Origin of the sequence: Lysinibacillus sp. KCTC 33748 (genome assembly GCF_002237755.1) — a bacterium.
Taxonomy (GTDB): domain Bacteria; phylum Bacillota; class Bacilli; order Bacillales_A; family Planococcaceae; genus Lysinibacillus.
On record NZ_MWSJ01000001.1, the window covers coordinates 19,901 to 42,343 of the forward strand.

16 protein-coding genes, 1 riboswitch and 1 other annotated feature (1 of these 18 running past the window's edge) are annotated in these 22,443 nt (G+C 38.8%); of the genes, 8 read left to right on the top strand and 8 right to left on the bottom strand.

Translation table 11 applies throughout. The features are described 5' to 3' along the window. Window positions 1-12 precede the first annotated feature (12 nt). Window positions 13-1,212 carry a glycine C-acetyltransferase gene (locus B1B04_RS00105; protein WP_170938865.1) on the top strand — a complete coding sequence of 400 codons (1,200 nt, stop codon included), beginning with the start codon at window positions 13-15 and terminating at the stop codon, window positions 1,210-1,212. Between the two features lie 154 nt (window positions 1,213-1,366). Here B1B04_RS00105 and B1B04_RS00110 read toward each other — a convergent pair whose 3' ends face one another. From B1B04_RS00110 to B1B04_RS00130, 5 genes are all read right to left on the bottom strand, one after another. Continuing rightward, on the bottom strand, window positions 1,367-2,518 hold the full coding sequence (locus B1B04_RS00110; RefSeq protein ID WP_079559309.1) for an alpha-hydroxy acid oxidase: 1,152 nt from the start codon (window positions 2,516-2,518) through the stop codon (window positions 1,367-1,369). 13 nt (window positions 2,519-2,531) lie between these two features. Next, window positions 2,532-3,203 carry a methionine ABC transporter permease gene (locus tag B1B04_RS00115; RefSeq protein ID WP_079559310.1) on the bottom strand — a complete coding sequence of 224 codons (672 nt, stop codon included), beginning with the start codon at window positions 3,201-3,203 and terminating at the stop codon, window positions 2,532-2,534. Next, entirely contained in the window at window positions 3,196-4,221 is a 1,026-nt protein-coding gene (locus B1B04_RS00120) for a methionine ABC transporter ATP-binding protein (RefSeq protein ID WP_079559311.1), read from the bottom strand. The genes B1B04_RS00115 and B1B04_RS00120 overlap by 8 nt, the downstream gene beginning before the upstream one ends. A gap of 104 nt (window positions 4,222-4,325) precedes the next feature. Further along, complete coding sequence (locus B1B04_RS00125; RefSeq protein WP_079559312.1) at window positions 4,326-5,156, bottom strand: MetQ/NlpA family ABC transporter substrate-binding protein; 831 nt, start codon at window positions 5,154-5,156, stop codon at window positions 4,326-4,328. A 90-nt stretch (window positions 5,157-5,246) separates the two neighbouring features. Continuing rightward, a riboswitch (SAM riboswitch) is annotated at window positions 5,247-5,351 on the bottom strand. 313 nt (window positions 5,352-5,664) lie between these two features. Further along, a complete protein-coding gene (locus B1B04_RS00130; protein ID WP_079559313.1) occupies window positions 5,665-6,834 on the bottom strand; it encodes a pyridoxal phosphate-dependent aminotransferase in 1,170 nt (389 codons plus the stop codon). A gap of 501 nt (window positions 6,835-7,335) precedes the next feature. Here B1B04_RS00130 and B1B04_RS00135 point away from each other — a divergent pair. Then, window positions 7,336-8,130 carry a carbon-nitrogen family hydrolase gene (locus B1B04_RS00135; RefSeq protein ID WP_079559314.1) on the top strand — a complete coding sequence of 265 codons (795 nt, stop codon included), beginning with the start codon at window positions 7,336-7,338 and terminating at the stop codon, window positions 8,128-8,130. 74 nt (window positions 8,131-8,204) lie between these two features. On the opposite strand, the gene B1B04_RS00140 is transcribed toward B1B04_RS00135, so the two are convergent. Next, window positions 8,205-9,773, bottom strand: a complete 1,569-nt coding sequence (locus tag B1B04_RS00140) for a PucR family transcriptional regulator (protein WP_079559315.1) — start codon at window positions 9,771-9,773, stop codon at window positions 8,205-8,207. Between the two features lie 226 nt (window positions 9,774-9,999). On the opposite strand from B1B04_RS00140, the gene B1B04_RS00145 reads away from it, so the two are divergent. Genes B1B04_RS00145 through B1B04_RS00155 form a run of 3 tightly spaced genes read left to right on the top strand, consistent with a single transcriptional unit; the run spans window position 10,000 to window position 14,347 of the window. After that, window positions 10,000-11,409, top strand: a complete 1,410-nt coding sequence (locus B1B04_RS00145) for an amino acid permease (protein WP_079559316.1) — start codon at window positions 10,000-10,002, stop codon at window positions 11,407-11,409. A 24-nt stretch (window positions 11,410-11,433) separates the two neighbouring features. Next, window positions 11,434-12,963: a CoA-acylating methylmalonate-semialdehyde dehydrogenase gene (locus B1B04_RS00150; RefSeq protein WP_079559317.1), complete on the top strand. Its 1,530-nt coding sequence runs from the start codon at window positions 11,434-11,436 to the stop codon at window positions 12,961-12,963. Window positions 12,964-12,988: 25 nt separating this feature from the next. Further along, complete coding sequence (locus B1B04_RS00155) at window positions 12,989-14,347, top strand: aspartate aminotransferase family protein (protein WP_079559318.1); 1,359 nt, start codon at window positions 12,989-12,991, stop codon at window positions 14,345-14,347. Between the two features lie 176 nt (window positions 14,348-14,523). Here the strand turns inward: B1B04_RS00155 and B1B04_RS00160 are convergent, their stop codons facing one another. Then, window positions 14,524-15,693, bottom strand: coding sequence for an FtsW/RodA/SpoVE family cell cycle protein (locus B1B04_RS00160; RefSeq protein ID WP_079559319.1), 1,170 nt, complete (start codon window positions 15,691-15,693; stop codon window positions 14,524-14,526). Window positions 15,694-16,176: 483 nt separating this feature from the next. Between B1B04_RS00160 and B1B04_RS00165 the strand changes: the two genes are divergently transcribed. From B1B04_RS00165 to B1B04_RS00175, 3 genes are all read left to right on the top strand, one after another. Further along, window positions 16,177-17,850, top strand: a complete 1,674-nt coding sequence (locus tag B1B04_RS00165; RefSeq protein ID WP_240518151.1) for a methyl-accepting chemotaxis protein — start codon at window positions 16,177-16,179, stop codon at window positions 17,848-17,850. Window positions 17,851-18,196: 346 nt separating this feature from the next. Continuing rightward, window positions 18,197-19,150: an L-threonine 3-dehydrogenase gene (locus tag B1B04_RS00170; RefSeq protein WP_079559321.1), complete on the top strand. Its 954-nt coding sequence runs from the start codon at window positions 18,197-18,199 to the stop codon at window positions 19,148-19,150. A gap of 360 nt (window positions 19,151-19,510) precedes the next feature. Further along, window positions 19,511-21,136 carry a long-chain fatty acid--CoA ligase gene (locus B1B04_RS00175; protein WP_079559322.1) on the top strand — a complete coding sequence of 542 codons (1,626 nt, stop codon included), beginning with the start codon at window positions 19,511-19,513 and terminating at the stop codon, window positions 21,134-21,136. A 47-nt stretch (window positions 21,137-21,183) separates the two neighbouring features. Here B1B04_RS00175 and trpB read toward each other — a convergent pair whose 3' ends face one another. Then, window positions 21,184-22,347: a tryptophan synthase subunit beta gene (gene trpB, locus B1B04_RS00180; RefSeq protein ID WP_079559323.1), complete on the bottom strand. Its 1,164-nt coding sequence runs from the start codon at window positions 22,345-22,347 to the stop codon at window positions 21,184-21,186. Window positions 22,348-22,405: 58 nt separating this feature from the next. Beyond that, window positions 22,406-22,443 (bottom strand) — a binding site (T-box leader); it runs 163 nt beyond the window's last position.

A 22,443-nucleotide genomic window follows, 5' to 3' on the forward strand; every position in this document is an offset into this window, starting at 1 on the left:
TCCTAGGAAAGGATGATACGCTTGTCAAAAGTATTGAATGCATTTTTAGATGAAAACCTACAAGACTTACATGAACAAGGCTTATACAATGAAATTGATCCAGTAGAGGGAGCAAACGGACCCATTATTCAGGTACGTGGCAAAAATCTAATTAATCTATCCTCAAACAACTATCTTGGCTTAGCAACGAATGAAGAATTAAAGCGTATTGCCAAAGAAACAATAGAGACATATGGTGTGGGGGCTGGAGCAGTCCGTACGATTAACGGTACACTTGATTTACACGTAAAATTAGAGGAAAAGCTTGCTGAATTTAAAGGAACAGAGGCAGCGATTTCTTATCAATCCGGTTTTAACTGTAATATGGCAGCAATTTCAGCTGTTATGGATAAAAATGATGCGATTCTTTCAGACCAATTAAACCATGCATCGATTATCGATGGCTGTCGTTTATCACGTGCCAAAATTATTGCCTATAATCACTCCGATATGGATGATTTACGTGCAAAGGCAAAGGCAGCAACAGAATCAGGCTTATACAATAAAGTCATGGTTATTACGGATGGCGTATTCTCAATGGACGGTGATATTGCAAAATTACCAGAAATCGTTGAGATTGCGAAAGAGTTTGATTTAATAACATATGTAGATGATGCGCACGGATCAGGGGTAACAGGTAAAGGAAAGGGTACTGTGAAGCATTTCGGTTTAGAAAAAGAAATCGACTTCCAAATTGGTACACTTTCTAAAGCAATTGGTGTTGTTGGTGGATATGTAGCTGGTAAGCAAAATTTAATTGACTGGCTAAAAGTGCGTTCTCGTCCATTTTTATTCTCAACAGCATTACCACCAGGTGATGTTGCTGCGATTACAGCAGCAGTGCAAATGCTGATTGACTCAACAGAGCTGCACGATAAGCTTTGGGAAAATGGCGATTATTTAAAGGCGGGTCTTGCTAAATTAGGCTTTAATATTGGCGAATCTGAAACGCCGATTACACCATGTATTATTGGTGATGAAAAGCTTACACAGGAATTTTCACGTCGCCTATTTGAAGAAGGCGTCTACGCTAAATCAATCGTTTTCCCAACAGTTCCAAAAGGTACAGGACGTGTTCGAAACATGCCTACAGCGGCACATACAAAAGAAATGTTGGACGGCGCTCTAGCAATCTATGAAAAAGTCGGCCGTGAACTAGGCGTTATTCAATAAAAAATTGGGCTGCCTCAATAGGAGGTAGCCCTTTTTATATTAACGTTCCGATAAATCGGTGAAACGTTCCGATAAATCTCAAAATTGTTCCGATAAAACACAAATTTATTCCGATAAGTCTCTTATCTCCACCTCAAACTGCCGGACGATTTATTCACTTTCCATCTTTTTTCACTAATGTAATATCACGTAGTCCCTTTATAGATATTGCCCCCGCTAAAGCGATGGAAACTTTTAATTCATCATATAAATTCGTCATTACTTTTTCGACTCCTTGCTGCCCATCTAATGCAAGTCCGTAGACGAAGGGACGACCAATGGCAACAGCATCAGCTCCTAAAGCGAGTACTTTAAGAGCATCCATGCCACGATACACACCGCTATCTAAAATGACAGGAACTCGTCCTTTTACAGCTTTCACAATATCAGGAAGGGCATCGAGTGAACCAATTACGCCATCCAATTGGCGACCACCGTGGTTTGATACGATAATACCGTCAATGCCGTTTTCAATAGCTAGTTTTGCGTCTTCAGGATGTAAGATTCCCTTCAGTAAAATAGGGAGATTAGAACGGCGCTTTAATTCACGTACATTCTCCCAATTTAATGTAGGATGGAACACATTTTGCAAAACGCCCTGTACATATGACTCGAATGAATCATCTGGTAAGGAAGCAGTAAAAACAGGATCATTCATATAGTTTCCTCGAGCATACCCAAGTTTTAAAGGTGAAAATTGATTGCGAACATCTTCTTCACGCCAGCCAAGCATGACGGTATCTACAGTTAAAACAATAGCCTCAAAACCAGCAGCCTCGGCTCGGGCGGCCATGCTATATGCAATTTCCTCATTTGTTGACCAATATAATTGAAACCATTTAGTAGCAGTGGGGGCTGTTTGTGCCACATCCTCAAGTGCATAGCTTGAAACTGTACTTTGAATATAAGGAATTTTTAACTGATCAGCCGCACGTGCCACGGCAAGCTCTCCCTCGTCATGTGCCATTTTGTTCATGCCAACAGGAGCAAATAAGAGCGGGGTTGGATGTACTTTTCCGAACAGCTCAATCGATGTATCAATACTTGAAACATCATGTAAAAAGCGTGGAATAATAGAGTATTTTTCAAAGGCTCCACGGTTATTCCGTAATGTTTGCTCACCACCAGCACCTGAACGAATGTAGCCAAACGGACCAGCTTCCATTTTTTCTGCAACAGCCTTTTCTAAATCTGCAAAGCAAATAGGGAAGGGGGCTTGTGCATTAATATTTTTTAACAGTAGATCACCATGTGTTGTTTTAGTCATCGTCATCCTCCTATTAATCTTTCTTAAGTTTCGCAGCAAAGCGGTTACCCATTGATTGAATAATCTGAACAAGGATGATTAAGATAAACACTGTCGCATACATCACATCGACCTCATAGCGTAAATGACCGTAACGATATGCGAGATCACCTAAACCACCAGCGCCAACCATTCCAGCCATTGCTGTTGCTCCTATCAGACCGATTGTGGCAATTGTTAAGCCTAAAATAATGGATGGACGAGCCTCACGTAGTAAGACATTCCAAATGATGTGACGACGTTTAATACCCATTGCTGTATAAGCTTCCACAACACCTGGATCAACTTCCAAAAGTGCCGTTTCCATAAGTCGTGCAATATAAGGTGCTGTATAAACAACAAGCGGCACAATAACACCTTTTACACCAATAGTTGTGCCAACGATCAGCTTCGTGAACGGTAAAATGAAGAATAGTAAAATAATGAACGGTACAGAGCGAATAATATTAATAAATAAATTGAAAAATTGATAGAGAAATTTATTTTCAAATGATTGCCCCGGACGAGTTAAAACGATTAAAAGCCCTAAAGGGATCCCAATTAAAATAGAAAACAATAATGAAATCCCGACCATTTGAAAGGTTTCGAAAATGGATTGCCCAATAACATCTGACCAGTCTGCAAAGAAACTTTGAATGCTATTCATTTAATTCGCCTCCTAATTCCTCAACGCATACCCCGTTTTCTATAAAATACGTAAGTGCCTTTTCAACGATATGTGCCTTACCGTGTAGATGCACGACAATATTACCGACGATGCCGTTTTTTAATTCAATGATATTGGCTGTTAAAATATTTGGTTGTACATCATAAACTTTGCTCACTTCTGCAAGTAATGGCTTCCCGGTACTTTCACCAAGGAATGTTAAGCGAATCACACTTCCGGAAAGATTTAATTGTTCGATTAGGGAAGAAGATAAATTACGTTGAGAAATAGTGTTTAAAAACTTTCGTGTCGTTGGGTGCTGAGGCTTCGAAAATAGTTCTATAGCAGAGCCATATTCCACAACCGTCCCTGATTCAAGAACGGATACATCATCGCAAATTTTTTGAATAACATTCATTTCATGTGTAATGAGTAAAATAGTGATGCCCAACTCACGGTTAATTTTCAAGAGAAGCTCGAGAATAGCTTCAGTTGTTTCAGGATCGAGAGCACTTGTCGCTTCATCACTGAGTAAAATCTCAGGCTCTTGGGCGAGGGCACGTGCAATAGCGACACGTTGCTTTTGACCACCCGAAAGTTGGCTAGGATAACTATCTAATTTCTCTGTTAGGCCAACAATTTCTGCATATTTTGCGACGCGTTTTTTCACTTCAGAGTCGTTATAGCCTAGAAGCTTTAATGGTACCGAGATATTGTTGTAAACGGTCGCTGTTTTTAAGAGATTAAAATGCTGGAAAATCATGCCGATTTTTTGACGTGTTTTGCGGAGGTCGTTTAAAGAAAGGGAAGTAATATCTACATTGTCGATCAATACTTTTCCTGTTGTTGGACGCTCTAATAAATTAACACAGCGAATAAGGGTACTTTTTCCTGCGCCACTGTAGCCAATAACCCCATGAATTTCACCTTTTTTGACATGCAGGTTAATGCCATCTACTGCCTTAACGATACCTTTTTTAGTTTTAAATTCTTTTGTTATATTTTCTAGTTGAATCATACTGTGAACTCTCCTTTCTAAGTCCTTCTATTAAGCAAGAATCTGCTAGCATTCCTATAGGAGTCTCGCAGATTCTCAATTTATGAAAGGCCCTTCATCGTTACTTACCAGCTTGGAATGATAGAACCTTTGAATTCCTCTTCAATAAATTTGCGTACTTCATCAGATTGATAGGCTTCAACAAATTTTTTAATCGCTGGGTCATCCTCGTTTTCAGCACGTACCGCAATGTAGTTTACATATGGAGAGTTAGTAGATTCTAAAAGAATGGAGTCTTTTTTAGGATCAATACCAGCATCAAGAGCGAAGTTCGTATTAATAGCTGCCACATCTACTTCACTAAGCTGCTTCGGAATTTGTGCAGCCTCTAATTCAATGAATTTAAAATTCTTTTTGTTTTCTTCCACATCGCGAATAGATGCTGTTAAGTCTGCACCTTCTTTTAATTTAATGATGCCTGCCTCTTGAAGAACAAATAGAGCACGAGCCCCGTTCGTTGGATCATTTGGTAATCCGAATGTAGCACCATCAGGAACTTCATCCAATGATTTATATTTATCAGAGTATATGCCCATAGGAGTTAAAATTGTTTTTCCTACTGGTACTAAATCTGTTTTGTGATCTTTGTTAAATGCATCGAGGAAAGGCTTGTGTTGATAACTGTTTACATCAAGATCACCCTCGGCTAACGATGTATTTGGTAAAACATAATCAGAGAACGTTTTTAGTTCTACCTCTAAGCCACTTTCTTTGGCAACTTTTGCTGCAACCTCTGCAATTTGTTCGTGTGGACCAGAAGTTACACCTACTACAATTTTATTTTCATTAATAGCCTTACCTTGACTACCTTTATCTTCATTAGTACCGCAGCCTACTAATGCTGCTACTAATGTGAGACTCGCTAAACCTAGTAAAATTTTGTTTTTCTTTTTCATGAGACATACCTCCAAAGTTGTTTTATCGGCTGGTAAAAATAAAAAAAACTCTCTTAAAAAAATTAAGAGAGGCTCATGAAAAAACGTCCTCTCTTATCTTTCAAACGATGATCGTTTGCTGGATTTGGCACCTTCCTTAAAAAAGGAGGTTGCCGAGCTTCATAGGGCCAGTCCCTCAGCTACTCTTGATAAGAGATTTATAATATTTTTTTGTAAATCCGATATATCTAATATAGATTATAGGATATAGTAAGTCAATCGAATTTTTGAAATATTTTATTTTGTTATACTATTTGATCGCGAAAGAGGCATGGGAATTCTTGCTAGGGTAGGGTGGAAATATTGTTATCAGGACAGTGTATTAGATAGTTTGATGAATCAAAGGTCATGTTCAATTTATCCGTTAGAAGAAGGGTTGAGGCAACCAAGAAAGATCATGAAATGAAAACTGCCCCTATAGCGAGTGTGAACTAATAGGACAGTTTTTGAATGGAAGGAAATCCAATGCTTATAAATTAAAGAAGTTTAATTTTTCAATTCGGCTGATTGCTTCACGTAAGCGATCTTCACTTACAAGTAAACCTACACGAACATAGCCTTCACCGTATTGACCGAAGCCATTGCCTGCAGCTACTGCGATATCAGCTTTATCGAGCAATACATCAGCAAACTGCTCACTTGTATAACCTAATGGAACAGGGAGCCATGCAAAGAAAGAGCCCTTTGGTGCGGTTACTTGCCAACCAATTCGCTGTGCTTCTTCGATAAGAACATTTCGTCGACGCTCATAAGTCGCTCTTAGCTTATTCGCGCAATCCTGAGATGCTGTAAGGGCAACCGCTGCTGCTTGTTGTACGGCAGGGAATTGACTACAAAATAGATGATCTTGAATAAGATTAATAGCCGCAACAATATCAGCGTTACCAACTGCAAATCCAATACGCCAGCCTGCCATATTATATGTTTTAGATAATGTATACATCTCGATGCCGACCTCTTTGGCACCTTCCGCTTGCAGGAAACTAATAGGTTTCTTGCCGTCAAATCCAATTGCACCGTAAGCGAAATCATGTGAGACAATCATGTTGTGCTCTTTAGCAAAGCGCGCCGTTTCCTCGAAAAATTCAAGTGTTGCAGTACCACCAGTTGGATTGTTCGGGTAATTTAAGTAAAGAAGCTTTGCCTTTTCTTTTACTTCATTGGATAAAGCATTATAATCGGGCAGGAAATTATTCTCTGCGAAAAGTGGCATGACTTCAAAATTAACATCACCTAATACGACACCAGATAAGTAATCTGGATATCCAGGATCGGGTAATAACATTGTATCACCGGGGTTTAAAACCGCTAACGGCAGCTCAACAAGACCGATTTTTGTACCACCAAGAATAGCTACCTCAGTTTCAGGATCAATATCAACATTGTATTCACGTTTGTAGAAGTCTGCGGCTGCTTGACGTAATTCTACGATGCCACGGAATGGAGAATATTTATGATGTTGAGGGTTTTCAGCTGCTTCCTGTAACGCTTTTATAATGTGTTGGGGAGTGGGCTGATCTGGATTGCCTTGACCGAGATTGATAACATCGCGCCCTTCTGCTAAAGCAGAATTCACTTTTTGCACCAATGCTGCAAAAAATTGAGTCGGGAGTTGCTGTAGTTTTTTTGAGAATTCCATGCATGTTCTCCTTTTTAGAAAATAATAATTGATGCAAATAATATTACTTTTTTTACTAATTGTCTAGAGTCTCTATTTACAAAGATGGACGCACAAAATACAAGCAAAGAGCATGCGAGCCTAAGTACAAAGCCGATTCTTGACGTAATTATGCCAACATCTGAGGCATCTTAACAATGCCCGTAAAACATAGGTTTTGGCTTTACTTTTAAACCCTTTAAAATAATATTTAATTTTTTTTTTAATTACTGTAACTTTTATTAAACTTAATCGTACTAATTAATAGAATCTAAAACTAAGAGCAAAATTGATTAGTAAGATTCACTTTCGCGAAAAGGCCAGGGCTCACTTTATTGCTGAGATCCTGGTCTTTTTGTTTTTGTTCCAAAGCTGCTCTTAGCTCAGACAACAGCGATATCATTTTTACTTGTAGTATAATGAAAAATAGAAAAACACAAATGCAGAAAAAGAAATATTTTTGGGACTAGGGGAGGAATTAAGATGAAAATTGGGTGTATCCAACTAAATGTTGGTTTTGGCAAAGTAGAAGAAAATTTTGCTCGTGCGGAGGACAAGATTCGTGAAGCGGCAAAACAAGGTGCAGAAATCATTGTACTACCGGAAATGTGGAATACAGGCTATGCACTTGAAAAATTATCAGAGATTGCAGATGTGGATGGAGAACGTTCGAAAGCATTTTTATCAAACTTAGCGAAAGAGCTTGGCGTACATATTGTTGGGGGCTCTGTTTCGACGAAGAAGGGCGATAAATTTTACAACACGATGTATACGTTTGATAGCAACGGTGAGTTAGTTGGTGAATATAACAAGGCACATCTTTTCCGTTTGATGGACGAGCATTTATATTTAGAAGCAGGGGATGAAATGAATCGCTTTGCCCTTGGTGATATCGAGGCTGCAGGCGTGATTTGCTATGATATTCGCTTCCCAGAATGGCTACGTGCTCACGCTTTAGAGGGCGCAAAAGTATTGTTCGTACCGGCACAATGGCCAACGCCGCGTATCGATCATTGGAACACATTGCTGCAAGCACGTGCCATCGAAAATCAATGCTTCGTGATTGCTGTTAATCGTATATCGAGAAAAGTAGAAAACTTCAATGGTCAATCAATGATTATTCAACCGTGGGGCGAAGTGCTTTGGGTTGGTGCAGAGGATGAGGAAGTAGCTGTCATTGACGTGGACTTCTCGATTGTCGATGAAGTACGGGGCAGAATTCCAGTGTATGACGACCGCAGACCAACGTTATATAGTGGAGTAGTTACCGAAAAATAAAATCTGATAGCACGCTCATAGCGACTTTGAGCGTGCTATTCTTGCAACATCGCTGATCAATCATAAATCAGCAGTTAGTTTTTATCCTCAATTAAAGAATTGGCGAGCAACATAAATTCAAGCGTAATTCGATTATGCCCCTTCATGAAATTTTTCCCTAAAAGACTTTCAAGCTTTTTTAAACGATGGTAGAGCGTTTGGCGTACGATGAACAGTTGATTTGCGGTTTGTTGTTTAGAGCCGTTCGTTTGCAAATATACTTGCAGCGTTTCTAATAGCTTACTATTATATTTTTTGTCGTATTCAATAACTGGCTGTAAATAATCTTGAATCACTTCCTGTAAATTTACTTGCATCTGTAATTTATAGATGAGGTGATACAAATGTAAATCATCATAAAAATAAGATGTAGTTTGTACTTTACTGCAAATATACAATGTTTCGAGTGCAGTTTGATAACTCTTCGGTATTTCCTCTACGTCTGCAACGACTTTGCCAATGGCAACTTGATACCCTTGAACTAGTTGTTTTTTATAAAAATCGGTTTTCTGCAGGGAAGAAACTAACGTATTTAATAATTCGCGACTAGATTTACTATCTTTCTTATGGAGTAAAATAAAAATGACATAGCTTTTTCTTTCATAGAGAAATGGTATAAATCCATTTTGCTCAAAAAGGTTTCGATAGTAGAGCTTGCTGTAGACAATATCCTCTTGTACTTTAGAGACTACATTAGGCGTTGCTAACATAAAAACAGCCCCGCTAGAAAGCTTATAGTTAGAATGATAGGTAACGATAAATTTATAAATTTCCTCTTTCGATAGTTTTTGATCAATCCAATCTCCTAAAATAGAGGCATCCTCAATGTCCCTTTTCTCTTCAATATAAAATTCTCTCATTAAAAGTTGTGCTAAGGCAGTAGCTGTACGATCTAAAATAAGTAATTCAAACTCTGAGAATAGACCATCCTCTCTATAGAGCGTTAAATCTGCATAATGCTGGTCAAAAATAAAGATGGGCTCATTTTTAAATACGGGTGCTGATGTTTTCAGCGTAACTAGTTGCTGGCGCTTAGTATGCGGCATATTTGGAAAAAAGATAGGCTCTCGACCTTTAATAGAAAAGACAATTTGTGTCTTCAATTCATGATACATATTTTGTAAAACATCTTCTGCGTTTTGTCCTAATAAAGCATTTTTATTTAATGCTTGGGAGTAGGATTCTAAAGTAGAGATCATTAAATATTGCTGATTCATAATTTGACTATGTAAATCTTGTGTAATACGGACGAAAGGAACCGTGTCATGAAAAACGATAATAGGGAAGCTGTGCCGGTTAGCAAGAGCTACAATCACTTCTGGGATGGTCTGTATGGAAGTCCCGTATTCAATGCACAATGCCGCGCAATTTTTTTCGATTAAGGATTCCACGAAAAAGATAAAGTTCTCGATGCTGTGCTGAAGGCTAATTCCTGTTGTTAAAACTAATTCATCACCAGCTAGAAAATTATCTACTTGTATAATTTCAATGACATGAGCCCACTTTACAATTCGTAATAAACCATCCTCACCAGCTACGACCTCCGCACTTTGGAAGTATGTGTTTTCTAATACATCCTTCACTTGAAGCTTAAATTGACTCATGTTAACTTCCCTCCTTTTAACATAGATATTTTTCTAGTTTTCTCATTGAGGTATTATTTTTGCTGAAATTAACTTAAATATTATATTTTTAGAATGTTTAGTCTATTTTACATTATGTTTAAAACAAATGTATAGAATTTTACAGTTTGTCTATACCTTCGTTTCTATGTAACATGTAAAATTTTTGTAAGCGGTAATCCAATCTAATAAAAGAGGTGAGCTGAATATGGAGCAACAAACGCATTTACAGAGAGGGTTAAAGAAAAGGCATATGACGATGATCGCGATTGCGGGGGTTATCGGAGCGGGTCTATTTATGGGAAGTGGCTCAGTAATAAACCTTGCTGGCCCTGGCGCAATTTTATCTTATATATTTGCGGGCATTATCGTTATTCTCGTCATGCGAATGCTTGGAGAAATGGCAGCTGTCAATCCAACAAGTGGGTCTTTTGCGCATTATGCACATGAAGCCATTGGTCCGTGGGCTGGTTTTATGATTGGCTGGTTATATTGGTTTTTCTGGGTTGTTGCCATTGCTTTAGAGGCAACTGCAGCAGCTGCAATCATTCAATATTGGTATGATGGGATTCCTTTATGGTTACTAAGTCTTTTATTAACTGTCGCACTTACTTTAACAAATGTTCTTTCCGTAAAAGCTTTTGGTGAATTTGAATATTGGTTCTCTCTTATTAAGGTTGCGAGTATTATAGCTTTTCTTGGACTTGGTGCATTTATTATCTTTGGTATCGCACCTAATTTTAATGCAGTAGGTACTGCTAATTTAATCGGTGAGGGTGGCTTTTTACCGAATGGTTTTGGAGCTGTCCTGATGGGGGTAGTCATTGTTATTTTCTCCTTTATGGGCACAGAAATTGTGGCCATTGCGGCAGGGGAATCTGACGAACCGTTAGCAGCAGTGACAAAAGCTACGAATTCAATTACTTGGCGTATTTTGATTTTCTACGTGGGATCGATAACGGTAGTTGTCACATTATTACCTTGGCATTCCTCGGATATTTTAACTAGTCCCTATGTCGCAGTGTTGGATTACATCGGAATACCCGCAGCTGCACAAATCATGAATTTTGTTGTTTTAACAGCGGTTTTATCGTGCTTAAACTCTGCGCTTTACGCTACATCTCGAATGGTATTTTCTTTAGCGGAAAAGGGGGAGGCCCCAAAGGCATTTTTGAAATTAAATAAAAAGGGTTCACCTGTTAATGCTATTTTAACAGCGACATTCTTCTCTTATATTGCCGTTATTATGAACTATGTTTCACCAGATAAAGTGTTTATGTTTTTACTTAGTTCATGTAGTGCAATTACATTGATTCTTTACTTAATCATTGCATTTTCACAATTAAAAATGCGCCGGAAAATAGAGAAAGAGAACCCCGAGCTATTAAAAGTGAAAATGTGGTTATTCCCATATTTAACGTATTTCACAATCTTGGTTATAACAGCATTACTGATCTCCATGTTCTTTATTGAATCGATGCGTTCACAAATCTTATTTACATGCATCGTAGTGGCAGTAGTGATGATTTTCTATTTAGTTACACAAAAGAAAAAGTCGCTTAACCCGGTAGATGAAGCTAGCTCTATTTTCCAAAAGGAAGAGTTGGATTTTGAATAACTATAAACGAGGAGTGGGGAAATTATGACAGTTCAGCAAAAAATGAAAACATTATCACATTTTATTAATGGTGTTGAAACAGCTGGTACTAGTGGTCGTTACGCAGACGTGTATAATCCAACAACAGGAGAGATCATTGCGCAAGTTCCGTTAGCAACTAAAGATGAAGTGAAGCAGGCTATCCAGCTAGCAAAGGCAGCGTTTTCTGCATGGAAAAAGACATCGATTGGCAAACGGGTTGAGGTTTTACATCGTTTCCGTCAGTTATTAGTAGAAAGACAGAATGAGCTCATCGAAGTCATTTGTGAGGAAAGTGGGAAAACAAAAGAAGATGCAAAGGGCGAAATTGTTCGTGGCATTGAATCCATAGATATGGCAATCAGTGCCCCGCAAATGCTGAAGGGAGAATACTCGGTGAATGTAGGCGGCAATATTAATGCCTTCTCTGCAAAAGCCCCACTTGGAGTTGTTGCTACAATTGCTCCATTTAATTTCCCTGTTATGGTGCCGCTAGCGATTACGAGTATGGCAGTTGCAGTAGGAAATGCAGTGATTTTAAAGCCATCTGAGCGTGTGCCAATCTCGGCATTATATTTAAGTAAGTTATGGAAAGAGGCAGGACTGCCAGATGGCATTTGGACAGTTGTTAATGGTGATAAAGAAGCGGTTAATGAACTGCTTGAAAATAAAGAGATACAAGCAATTTCATTTGTTGGATCTACACCTGTTGCGGAATATATTTATCAAACAGGGACGAAGCACAATAAACGTGTCGCTGCATTTGGTGGCGGAAAGAACTTTATGATTGTCATGCCTGATGCAAACCTAGAGCAAACAGCTAATGCCTTTCTAGGTGCAGCATTTGGAGCGGCGTCTCAGCGTTGTATGGCTATTTCTGGAGCAATCGTCGTTGGGAAAGATACGGAGCAACGCTTTACAGAAATATTAAAGGATAAAATCTTGAAATTAAAGGTTGGTCCATATACAGATGGCGATGTAGATTTTGGCCCAGTTATTACGCAACAATCAAAAGATACGATTCTTCGATATATCGATGGTGCTGTTGAAGAAGGGGCTAATCTTGTAACGGATGGCCGAAATCCGAAAATATGCGAAACGTCTAAAGGCTTTTACCTTGGACCGACATTGTTAAATAACGTAACTCCACAAATGACTGTTTTTAAAGAGGAAGTTTTTGGTCCTGCGCGTATTGTTGTAGGTGTCGAATCCTTACAAGAAGCTATTGATTTAATTAATGACCACGAACTCGGGAATGGTGTCACGATGTTTACGAGCAGCGGTTCGGCGGCGCGTAAATTCCAGGAAGAAATTGAAGTAGGAATGGTAGGCGTTAATGTTCCGATTCCGATTCCAGTTGGCTATCACAATTTTGGCGGATGGAAGCGCTCTAAGTTTGGTGAAGGGCATATGTTTGGGCCGGACCAAGCACGATTCTTTACGAAAGCGAAAACAATTTCTGAACGCTGGCCGGATGAAACAGAGGATACGACAAGTTCATTTGCGTTTCCAAGCAATAACGATGTGACTAAGTGAAAATAACATAAAGGGGTGTATAGATATGGTTCAAGTAAATCTTAAAAGTGATATTTTAAAGAAAGATGAACAATATGTATGGCATTCAATGAAACCTTACAATCCACAAGCAACATATGTAGTTGAAAAATCAAATGGTGCGAGGATCGTTGATACAGATGGCGTTGAATACATCGATGCAATGGCAGGATTATGGTGTGTAAATGTAGGCTATGGACGCAAGGAATTAGCAGATGTTGCCCATGAGCAAATGATGAAAAACGCCTATGCTCCTTTATCGCAGGGACATTTACCAGCAGTTGAACTGGCTGAAAAAATCAATGAAATGCTTGGTGGAGATTATGTTATTTTCTTCTCCAATAGTGGGTCAGAGGCTAATGAAACTGCGTTTAAAATTGCACGTCAGTATCATCAACAAAAAGGAGAAAGCTCTCGCTATAAAATCGTTTCTCGCTACCGTGCCTATCACGGGAATTCTTTCGGAGCTTTGGCTGCGACAGGGCAAGCGGAACGCAAATATAAATATGAACCATTATCTCCTGGCTTTATTCATGTAGCGCCACCTGATCAATATCGAGAACATGAAAGTGATACACTTGCTCCAACAGATTTAGCAAGCGTAAAGGCTGTCGATAAAACGATGACGTGGGAGCTAAGTGAAACAGTAGCCGCGATGATTTTAGAGCCAATTATTACAGGTGGGGGCGTCATTATGCCTCCGGAGAACTACTTAAAGGGCATTGAGGAAGTATGTAAAAAACATGGAGCATTAATGATTGTAGACGAAGTAATTTGTGGCTTCGGTCGAACAGGTAAGCCATTTGGATTCATGAACTACGGCGTAAAACCAGATATTATTACGATGGCCAAAGGGATTACAAGTGCCTATTTACCATTATCAGCTACAGCGGTAAAACGAGAAATTTATGAGGCATTCACTGGCTCTGATGCATACGGCTATTTCCGCCATGTTAATACATTTGGTGGATCACCAGTCGCATGTGCGGTTGCATTAAAAAATATTGAGATTCTTGAGCAAGAAGCATTATTTGAAAGATCTACTGAAGTTGGAGCTACTACCCTCCAAACACTTCAGCAAGCATTAGGTAATCACCCGAAAGTTGGGGATGTTCGAGGCAAAGGCTTATTAATGGGCATCGAGTTAGTGTCAGATAAAACGTCGAAGGAGCCTTTACCAGTAGATAAAGTAAATGCTGTTATTGCCGCATGTAAGGCGCAGGGGGTTATTATAGGTAAAAATGGCGCAACTGTTGCAGGCTTTAATAACGTATTAACATTATCTCCACCACTTAATATTGTACAAGAGGATCTTGATACAATCATAAAAGTTGTGATTGATAGTATTCATAAAGTGCAGGCATAATATAAAATCTAAAAGTAAAGCTGTCTCTAAAGTCGTAAAATACTTTTGAGACAGCTTTTTGATTGTCTTATAGCATAAGAAAGGCAAGGCGCAGTAGGAGTATGAACAAAGCTCCCCCTGTTAGGAAAAGCAATAATAAGATTCTCCTTTTTATAGTGTTGTTCATACCCGTCACCTTACTCTTTTGTAGTTTTAAACATGTAGCCACTATAAGAATTGTAGATAATCAACACAATGCCCATTAACATGAAATTGGAGATGAGTGAACTTCCGCCGTAGCTTAAAAATGGTAATGTCATCCCTGTTACAGGTAAAAGTCCAATGGTCATACCGATATTTTGTGTAATTTGGAAGGCTAATAAACTAGAAATACCAGCTCCCATCAACGTCATAAATGGGTCCTTTGCTTGTACTGTAATAAGAACAATGCGGTAAATAACGAAGAATAAAAGAGCAATGACAAATGCCCCGCCGATGAACCCGAGCTCTTCAGCAATGTTTGCGAAAATGAAATCTGTATGCTTTTCCACGACATAGACATTATTGTTCATGTAACCTTTTCCGGTAAACTGCCCTGTACCAATTGCTGAAAATCCCTGCCTCGTTTGAAAAGATGAGTCCGGATATTCATTTGGCTGCAACCATCCATTAATTCGAGAAACCTGATGCCCTGACATTTTATTTAAAATTTTGTCTGTAAAAAATTCATTAAATTTTACATATAGAATAGCCACAACGCTGAGAATTGATACTGGAATGACTGTAAAGATTATTAGCAATTTTTTTTGTATACCTGAAAAGAAAATCATCGGTACAATCATCGACATATAAAGCATGACCATGCCCGTATCAGGTTGCTTGTAAACAGCAAGCATAGGGGGAAGAGTGATAATAGCAATGATGAAGAGTAGTCGCATATCCGTTAAAAAAGTAGGGCGCACAAATTTTTCTCGATGTGCCACAATAACCTTACTAACAACGATTAAAAGCGCGAACTTTAAAAACTCTGACGGCTGAAATGATCCTAACATTGGAATTTGGTACCAACGCTTCGCCTCATTGACAGTCCGGGCTATACTTTCGGGTGCAATGAATAAAGCAAATGTTAATAAGACCATCGCCCAATAAAATGGCCATCCTATTTTTTTAAGCTGCTCAATATCAAGTGTTGCTACTCTATACATAACTAAAAATCCGATTAGGTAATAAAAAAGCTGCTTTGTAATAAACGAGCTTGTATACTGCTCAAACACTGTGCTACTGGAATGAACGAAGAGACAACTAATGATACCGAGCAATGACAAGCTAATGACTAAAGTTTTATCTAATTTATTAAACTGTAACATTCAAACACCTCCTTTGATCAATGGTGTAATAGTTGCTGTGCTACTAAAAACACTTAGCAAAATGAAGATAAACTTAAACCATACTATTAATAGACAACGATAGGAAATGAAGAAGGTTGCGAAATAAATGATTATTATGATTATTGGAAATTATAAATCGTTTTTACTATTTTGTTAATTTTACATTTGATGCTATATGAGTGAATTCGTAGGATTACCAAGATGACGTTTGGTTGATTTATGTACGGAAGCAAAGCTCTGGGAGGTTGCGAGGGAAGTAAAGCTCTTCAACATAATGTGGAGGCAATTTCTTAATCGTATCGGCATGTTCTTGCAGGTATTTGATGAGGACTAATATCATGACACCCTGAGGTGGATATGGGATAAATTTCACAACTCTTCGCGAAATCTTTACAAAAACAAAACACTAGCTTTATATCTTCATACTATTATTATTGGTAAGAGTTGGAGAAGGAGCCGAAGATGATGCGTTTTTTTCGATACATAATGGTGAAGGACAAGCTACTTGTACTGATGATTGTTTGTGTACTATCGAATGTATTGCTAGGTATTTTTAGTGTTGATTATTTACGGAAAATGTCATGGCATGCAAGTGAAAGCTATACAGAGGGACTTGTGCCGATCGGATGGTTAAATGAACTAGAGGAGTCACAACGACAATTAGATTATTTAGTGAGTTCAGCTGGGGTTTATCGAGAAATGTCTGGCATTTTAAAAAATGCTGAGCAGCCTTTAAATCATTTAGAAAGTCTAGAAATCGATAAAAAGATGAACCATCAGATGAAGAAATTGAAGACCTTGCTAGCACAGCAAGTGGACTTGATTGATCGCTATAAGCAATTGGGTCGTAATGAACAACAATCATTTTATGCGCAATCGTATTTGCCTGTAAGCCAGCAAAGTCATTCATTATTAGAAGAAATACAAAGCTATTTGGTTCAGAGGGCTACGGAACAGCAACAGACATATCTGAAAGATGTACAATTTGGTTATTGGCTATTAGGTGGAGTATGTTTATTTGTTGTTTTGCTAGTCATCTGTATAGGGTTTATAGCAACAAAAGCTGTGAATATACCAACGCGTCAATTGAAGTCATTATTAAAGCGTGCAGAGCAGGGTGACTTCACCGCGAATGCCAGTTATGTGGCACAGGATGAGCTTGGCGAAGTCGTATTGTCTTACAATCAAATGGTCACAGAGGTGAAAAGACTACTTCACACAGTATCAAATAGTGCACATGAGGTTGAAGAAATGACTGGGAAACTGCAGGAATCATCCGAGCAATCGTCTAACACGACACGTAAAATTGCAAAGGATGTGCAGTCCATTTCAAATTCAACTGCTGCTTCTACTGAGAAATTAGCTTCCAATACAGCATCGCTAGAGGAAGTGCTAAATGGTGTGCAAGTGATTTTAGAAAAGGTACAGGTTGTTGAAAACTTTGCTCATAAAACTGCACGGGATGCAGAAAGCGGTACGGAAATTGTACAGGCAAATTTAACACAAATACAGGCTATTAAACGGGCAGTTGAAAAATCGAATACTGCCATTTTTAATCTTGTAGAAAGAGCAGCTACAATCGATCAAATGGTTGAGGTAATTGAAAAAATTACAGCGCAAACAAACCTCCTAGCCTTAAATGCATCTATTGAGGCTGCTAGAGCAGGGGAGCACGGTAAAGGATTTGCTGTTGTGGCCAATGAAGTACGAAAGCTTGCAGAGCAGACAGTCCACTCGACAAAAACGATTACGTCCATCGTGCAAAACATTCATTTAGATTCTAGCTATGCTGTGCAAATGATGGATGGGGTGTTAGTCGCAACTGAAAAGGGCGTACAGGTTACCGGGGATACAGCGACAAGCTTTGATCAAATTTTAGAAAAAGTACATACAATGAAGCCGTATATAGTGGAAGTATCTGCAACCGTTCAAGAAATTGCTAACCATACGAAAAAAGTTAGTGATGATGCGGCGATGTTAACATCATTTTCGGATACAAATGCAGCATCAACTAAACATGTAGCTACTTTAACTGCTGATCAGTTAACCGCGCAGCAGCAATTCCATGATTATATTAAAGAGCTACATAAGGTATCGAAAGTTTTACAAATAGCCGTAAAGCGTTTCTCAATTTAATAAGAACAAAGGACCTTTCTTTGAATACAAGGTAGGTTCTTTTTTTTTGGCAAGTAAGGGCAAGATCATTTCAATGTACAATGCTATTATGAAAAATGAACAAATGTACTTTCTGGGTGTACATATTTATTTTGTATGTTTGTCTTGTACAATATTTTTTAGGGCTCATATACTGATAGTAAAGGGTTTTTACTGTCTATCTTTCAAAATTCTAAATATTATGGTTGTATTTTTAATATGAACAAATTATAATGATAATCATCAGAAGTGTTGTTAAATCAATGTTTGTTTATATATTAGTGTACTCTGTAGGAGTACGATTGTTCACAGGTGGAGGTTTGGAGAAATGAAAAAGATAATGGTTACAGGTGCACTAGGTCAAATAGGTTCTGAGCTTGTAGAAAAACTTCGTGGTATTTATGGAGAGGACAATATATTAGCGACAGATATTCGGAAGCTTGAGCATTCTAAAGGTCCGTTTGAAGTATTGGACGTTACGGATGGACAAAGAATGCATGATTTAGCGAAGGATTTTGGTGCAGATACAATGATGCATTTAGCGGCGTTATTATCAGCAACAGCGGAAAAAAATCCGTTGCTTGCGTGGAATTTAAATATGGGTGGTTTAATGAATGCGTTAGAAGTTTCGCGTGAGTTAAACTTGCAATTTTTCACGCCGAGCTCAATAGGCGCGTTCGGTCCGTCGACACCGAAGGATAATACACCACAGGATACATTACAGCGTCCAACAACTATGTATGGGGTAAATAAAGTTGCTGGTGAGCTATTATGTGATTATTATTTCGATCGTTTTGGTGTAGATACTCGTGGTGTCCGCTTCCCAGGATTAATTTCATACGTAACTCCTCCAGGAGGTGGAACGACAGACTATGCAGTAGAAATCTTCTATGAGGCGATCAAGCAAGGGAAGTACACGTCTTATATTCAAGAAGGTACGTACATGGACATGATGTACATGCCAGATGCATTGCAAGCTATTGTAGATTTGATGGAAGCTGATAGTAGCAAACTAATCCATCGTAATGCCTTTAATATCACTGCAATGAGCTTTGAACCATCTGAAATTGCGGCAGAAATTAAAAAACATTTGCCACATTTCCGTATGGATTATCATGTAGATCCAGTACGTCAGGCGATAGCAGATAGCTGGCCAAATTCTATAAATGTAGAAGCGGCACAAAAAGAATGGGGCTTTAAAGCGCAGTATGACTTAGCTAAAATGACAGTTGATATGCTAGAAAAATTAAAAATTAAGCTACAAACAAAAGCTTGTTCATAGATGAAATTAAAACGGATGAAGAAAACAATTGAGTTTTCTTCGTCTTTTTTATTTTGATGGGCGATTATTAAAGTTTGGGATGACATTTGGTAAACGTATCTATATAAAAGTTGATGGAGTGGAGGCTGGACACCCCCAGGAAAGCGCCCAGCCGGAACGGAAATCAACCCACGTTATGCCGATGAAACTATTTTAGGGAAACTTAACAATAAAAAGAAAATTATTGGAATATATAGCGTAATTTATAATTTTCCAATATAATCATATTCAGAATATTAATAGTATTCAATTAAATTGATTGTTGATATTTCACAAAGGTAAAAAAAGGGAGTTCGCAAGAAGAGGGGATGGATAGTTTTTATGATGCAGACGCCGTTAGTATTAACAAACTTTATTAAACGAGCAGAAAGCTATTTTGCTAGAAAGACTATTGTTTCACGTACGAGTCCACAGAAGATTCACCGTTTAACATATGGAGAATGGGCAAAAAGAACGCGTCGCTTGGCGGATGCGCTCACAAAGCTGGGGATGACAAGAGGAATGAAGGTTGGCTCCTTTGCTTGGAATCAGCACCGCCACTTAGAGGCTTATTTTGCGGTACCGTGTTCCGGTGCCATTTTGCACATGGTGAATATTCGTTTATCAGAAGAGCATTTAATTTATATTATTAATCATGCAGAAGATGAAATTTTAATGATTGATGTGGACTTGCTACCAATCATCGAAAACATTGCGCCTGAGCTTAAGACAGTGAAACATTATATTATTATGACGGACGAGAATACTTTGCCAAAAACGACATTACCGAATGTGTTATCCTATGAGGATTTATTAGCAGCGGCGGATGAAAACTATCAGTTCCCAGAAGATATAGGGGAAGAGGAGCCTGCTGGAATGTGCTATACAAGTGCTACAACAGGAAATCCAAAAGGGGTTGTATATTCACATCGAGGTCTAGTACTACATAGTATGATGCTGAGTATGTCTGATTCAATGGGCATTTCGGAGCGTGATGTCGTGATGCCAATTGTACCGATGTTTCATGCAAATGCATGGGGCTTACCATTTGCTAGTGTCAATGTAGGTGCTACACAAGTATTGCCTGGTCCACAATTCACATCAGCAATCATATTGGATTTAGTAGAGCAGGAGAAGGTTACATTAACAGCTGGGGTACCGACAATTTGGATTGGTGCGTTGCAGGAACAGGAGAAGCATGCGCGAGATATTAGTTCGTTACGTGCTATTTGTTGTGGCGGCTCTGCTTCACCTACTCGACTTATTCGTACATTTGAAGAGCAGTATGGCATTCCGTATATTGTCGTGTATGGAATGACTGAAACTACTCCAATTGTAGCGTTATCAAATTATATGTCTTGGATGGATGAATGGCCTATTGAAAAGCGTATTGAATCGCGAGCAATGCAAGGTATGACGATGGCTGGTATTGAATCGAGTATTACCAATGACAATGGGGAAGTACCATGGGATGGAGAGACGATGGGTGAGTTACGCTTGCGAGGTCCATGGATTTCACACGAGTATTATCGGGATGAGCGTACCAATGATGCCTATCGAGACGGCTGGTTATATACAGGGGACATTGCGGTACGAACAGAGGATGGCTTTATCAAAATAACAGATCGTACGAAGGATTTAATTAAGTCGGGTGGGGAGTGGATATCCTCAGTGGATTTAGAAAATGCATTAATGACTCATGACGCTGTGTTGGAAGCGGCAGTTATCGCAATTCCACATGTCAAATGGCAAGAACGCCCGTTAGCTTGTGTAGTATTGAAGGAAGGAATGTCAGCAAGTGAAAAGGAGCTTCTTACATTTTTAGAAAGCCAGTTTGCAAAATGGTGGGTACCAGACGATGTGGTATTTTTAGACGAAATTCCAAAAACATCAGTTGGAAAATTCCTAAAAGCTAAGCTTCGTGATAATGTAGCAGAAATTTATCCGAAATTGGGTTCACTCGTATAGATAAAAGAGCGATTTCCACAAAGGGAAGTCGCTCTTTATCTTTACCTTTATCTATTTAGCATTTGAAATACTTGCTCAACGTCTTTGTCTCCACGACCAGAGATATTGATAATAATGCTCTCTTCCGGAGATAATGTGGGCACAAGCTTAAGTGCATGAGCCACGGCGTGGGAACTTTCAAGTGCTGGAATAATGCCTTCAACCTTTGATAGCACTTGGAATGCTTCGAGCACCTCTTCATTCGTCACCGTTACATATTCTCCGCGACCAATTGTTTTTAAATAGCTATGCTCTGGACCAGCTCCAGGATAATCTAGTCCAGCGGCAATCGAATAGGTTGGTAATGGATTACCTTCTGCATCTTGCAGCACTAAACATTTGAAGCCGTGTAATTCACCCGGTGTTCCTTCATTTAATGTGGCGGCCTTATCTGGCTCAATACCGATGAGGCGAACGTTTTCATCTGCAATATATTCTGCAAACGCACCAATCGCATTACTACCGCCGCCGACACAAGCAAGTACTGCTGCTGGTAGCTTACCTTCTTTTTCTAAAATTTGTTCGCGACTTTCACGGCTAATGACGGATTGGAAATGCTTCACCATTGTAGGGAACGGGTGAGGCCCAACCGCAGACCCTAGTAAATAGAAAGTCGTCTCATAGTTTTCTACTAAATCAGCAAATGCTTCATCCACTGCATCCTTTAGTCGCCCTTGACCTTTATCAACAGCTACTACCTTTGCACCAAGAAGCTCCATTCGGAAGACGTTTAATACTTGGCGCTTAGTATCTTCTAAACCCATATAAATTGTGCAATCCATCCCGAACATTGCGCAAGCAGTTGCTGTTGCTACACCATGCTGACCTGCACCTGTTTCGGCGATAACACGATTTGCACCCATGCGCTTGGCCAATAAAATCTGTCCAAGAACGTTATTAATTTTATGTGAACCAGTATGGTTAAGATCTTCACGTTTTAAGTAAATTTTTGCGCCACCTAATTGTTTTGTTAAATTTTCAGCAAAATAAAGTGGAGATTTGCGCCCAACATATTCACGGAAATAATAATCTAGCTCTTTATTAAAGTCTTCATCGTCTTTATATTTTTGAAAGTTTTCATCTAAAATACTTAAAACATTTTGAAGCTCATCGGGAACAAAGCTACCGCCAAATTCACCAAAATATCCTTTTTTCTCTGCTACTATACTCATCTTCTCTCGACTCCTCTATCTAATTTTTCCATAAAAAAAGCCACTACAATCCTTCTGTAAAAAGGACGAGTAACCGTGGTGCCACCTTCATTCGCA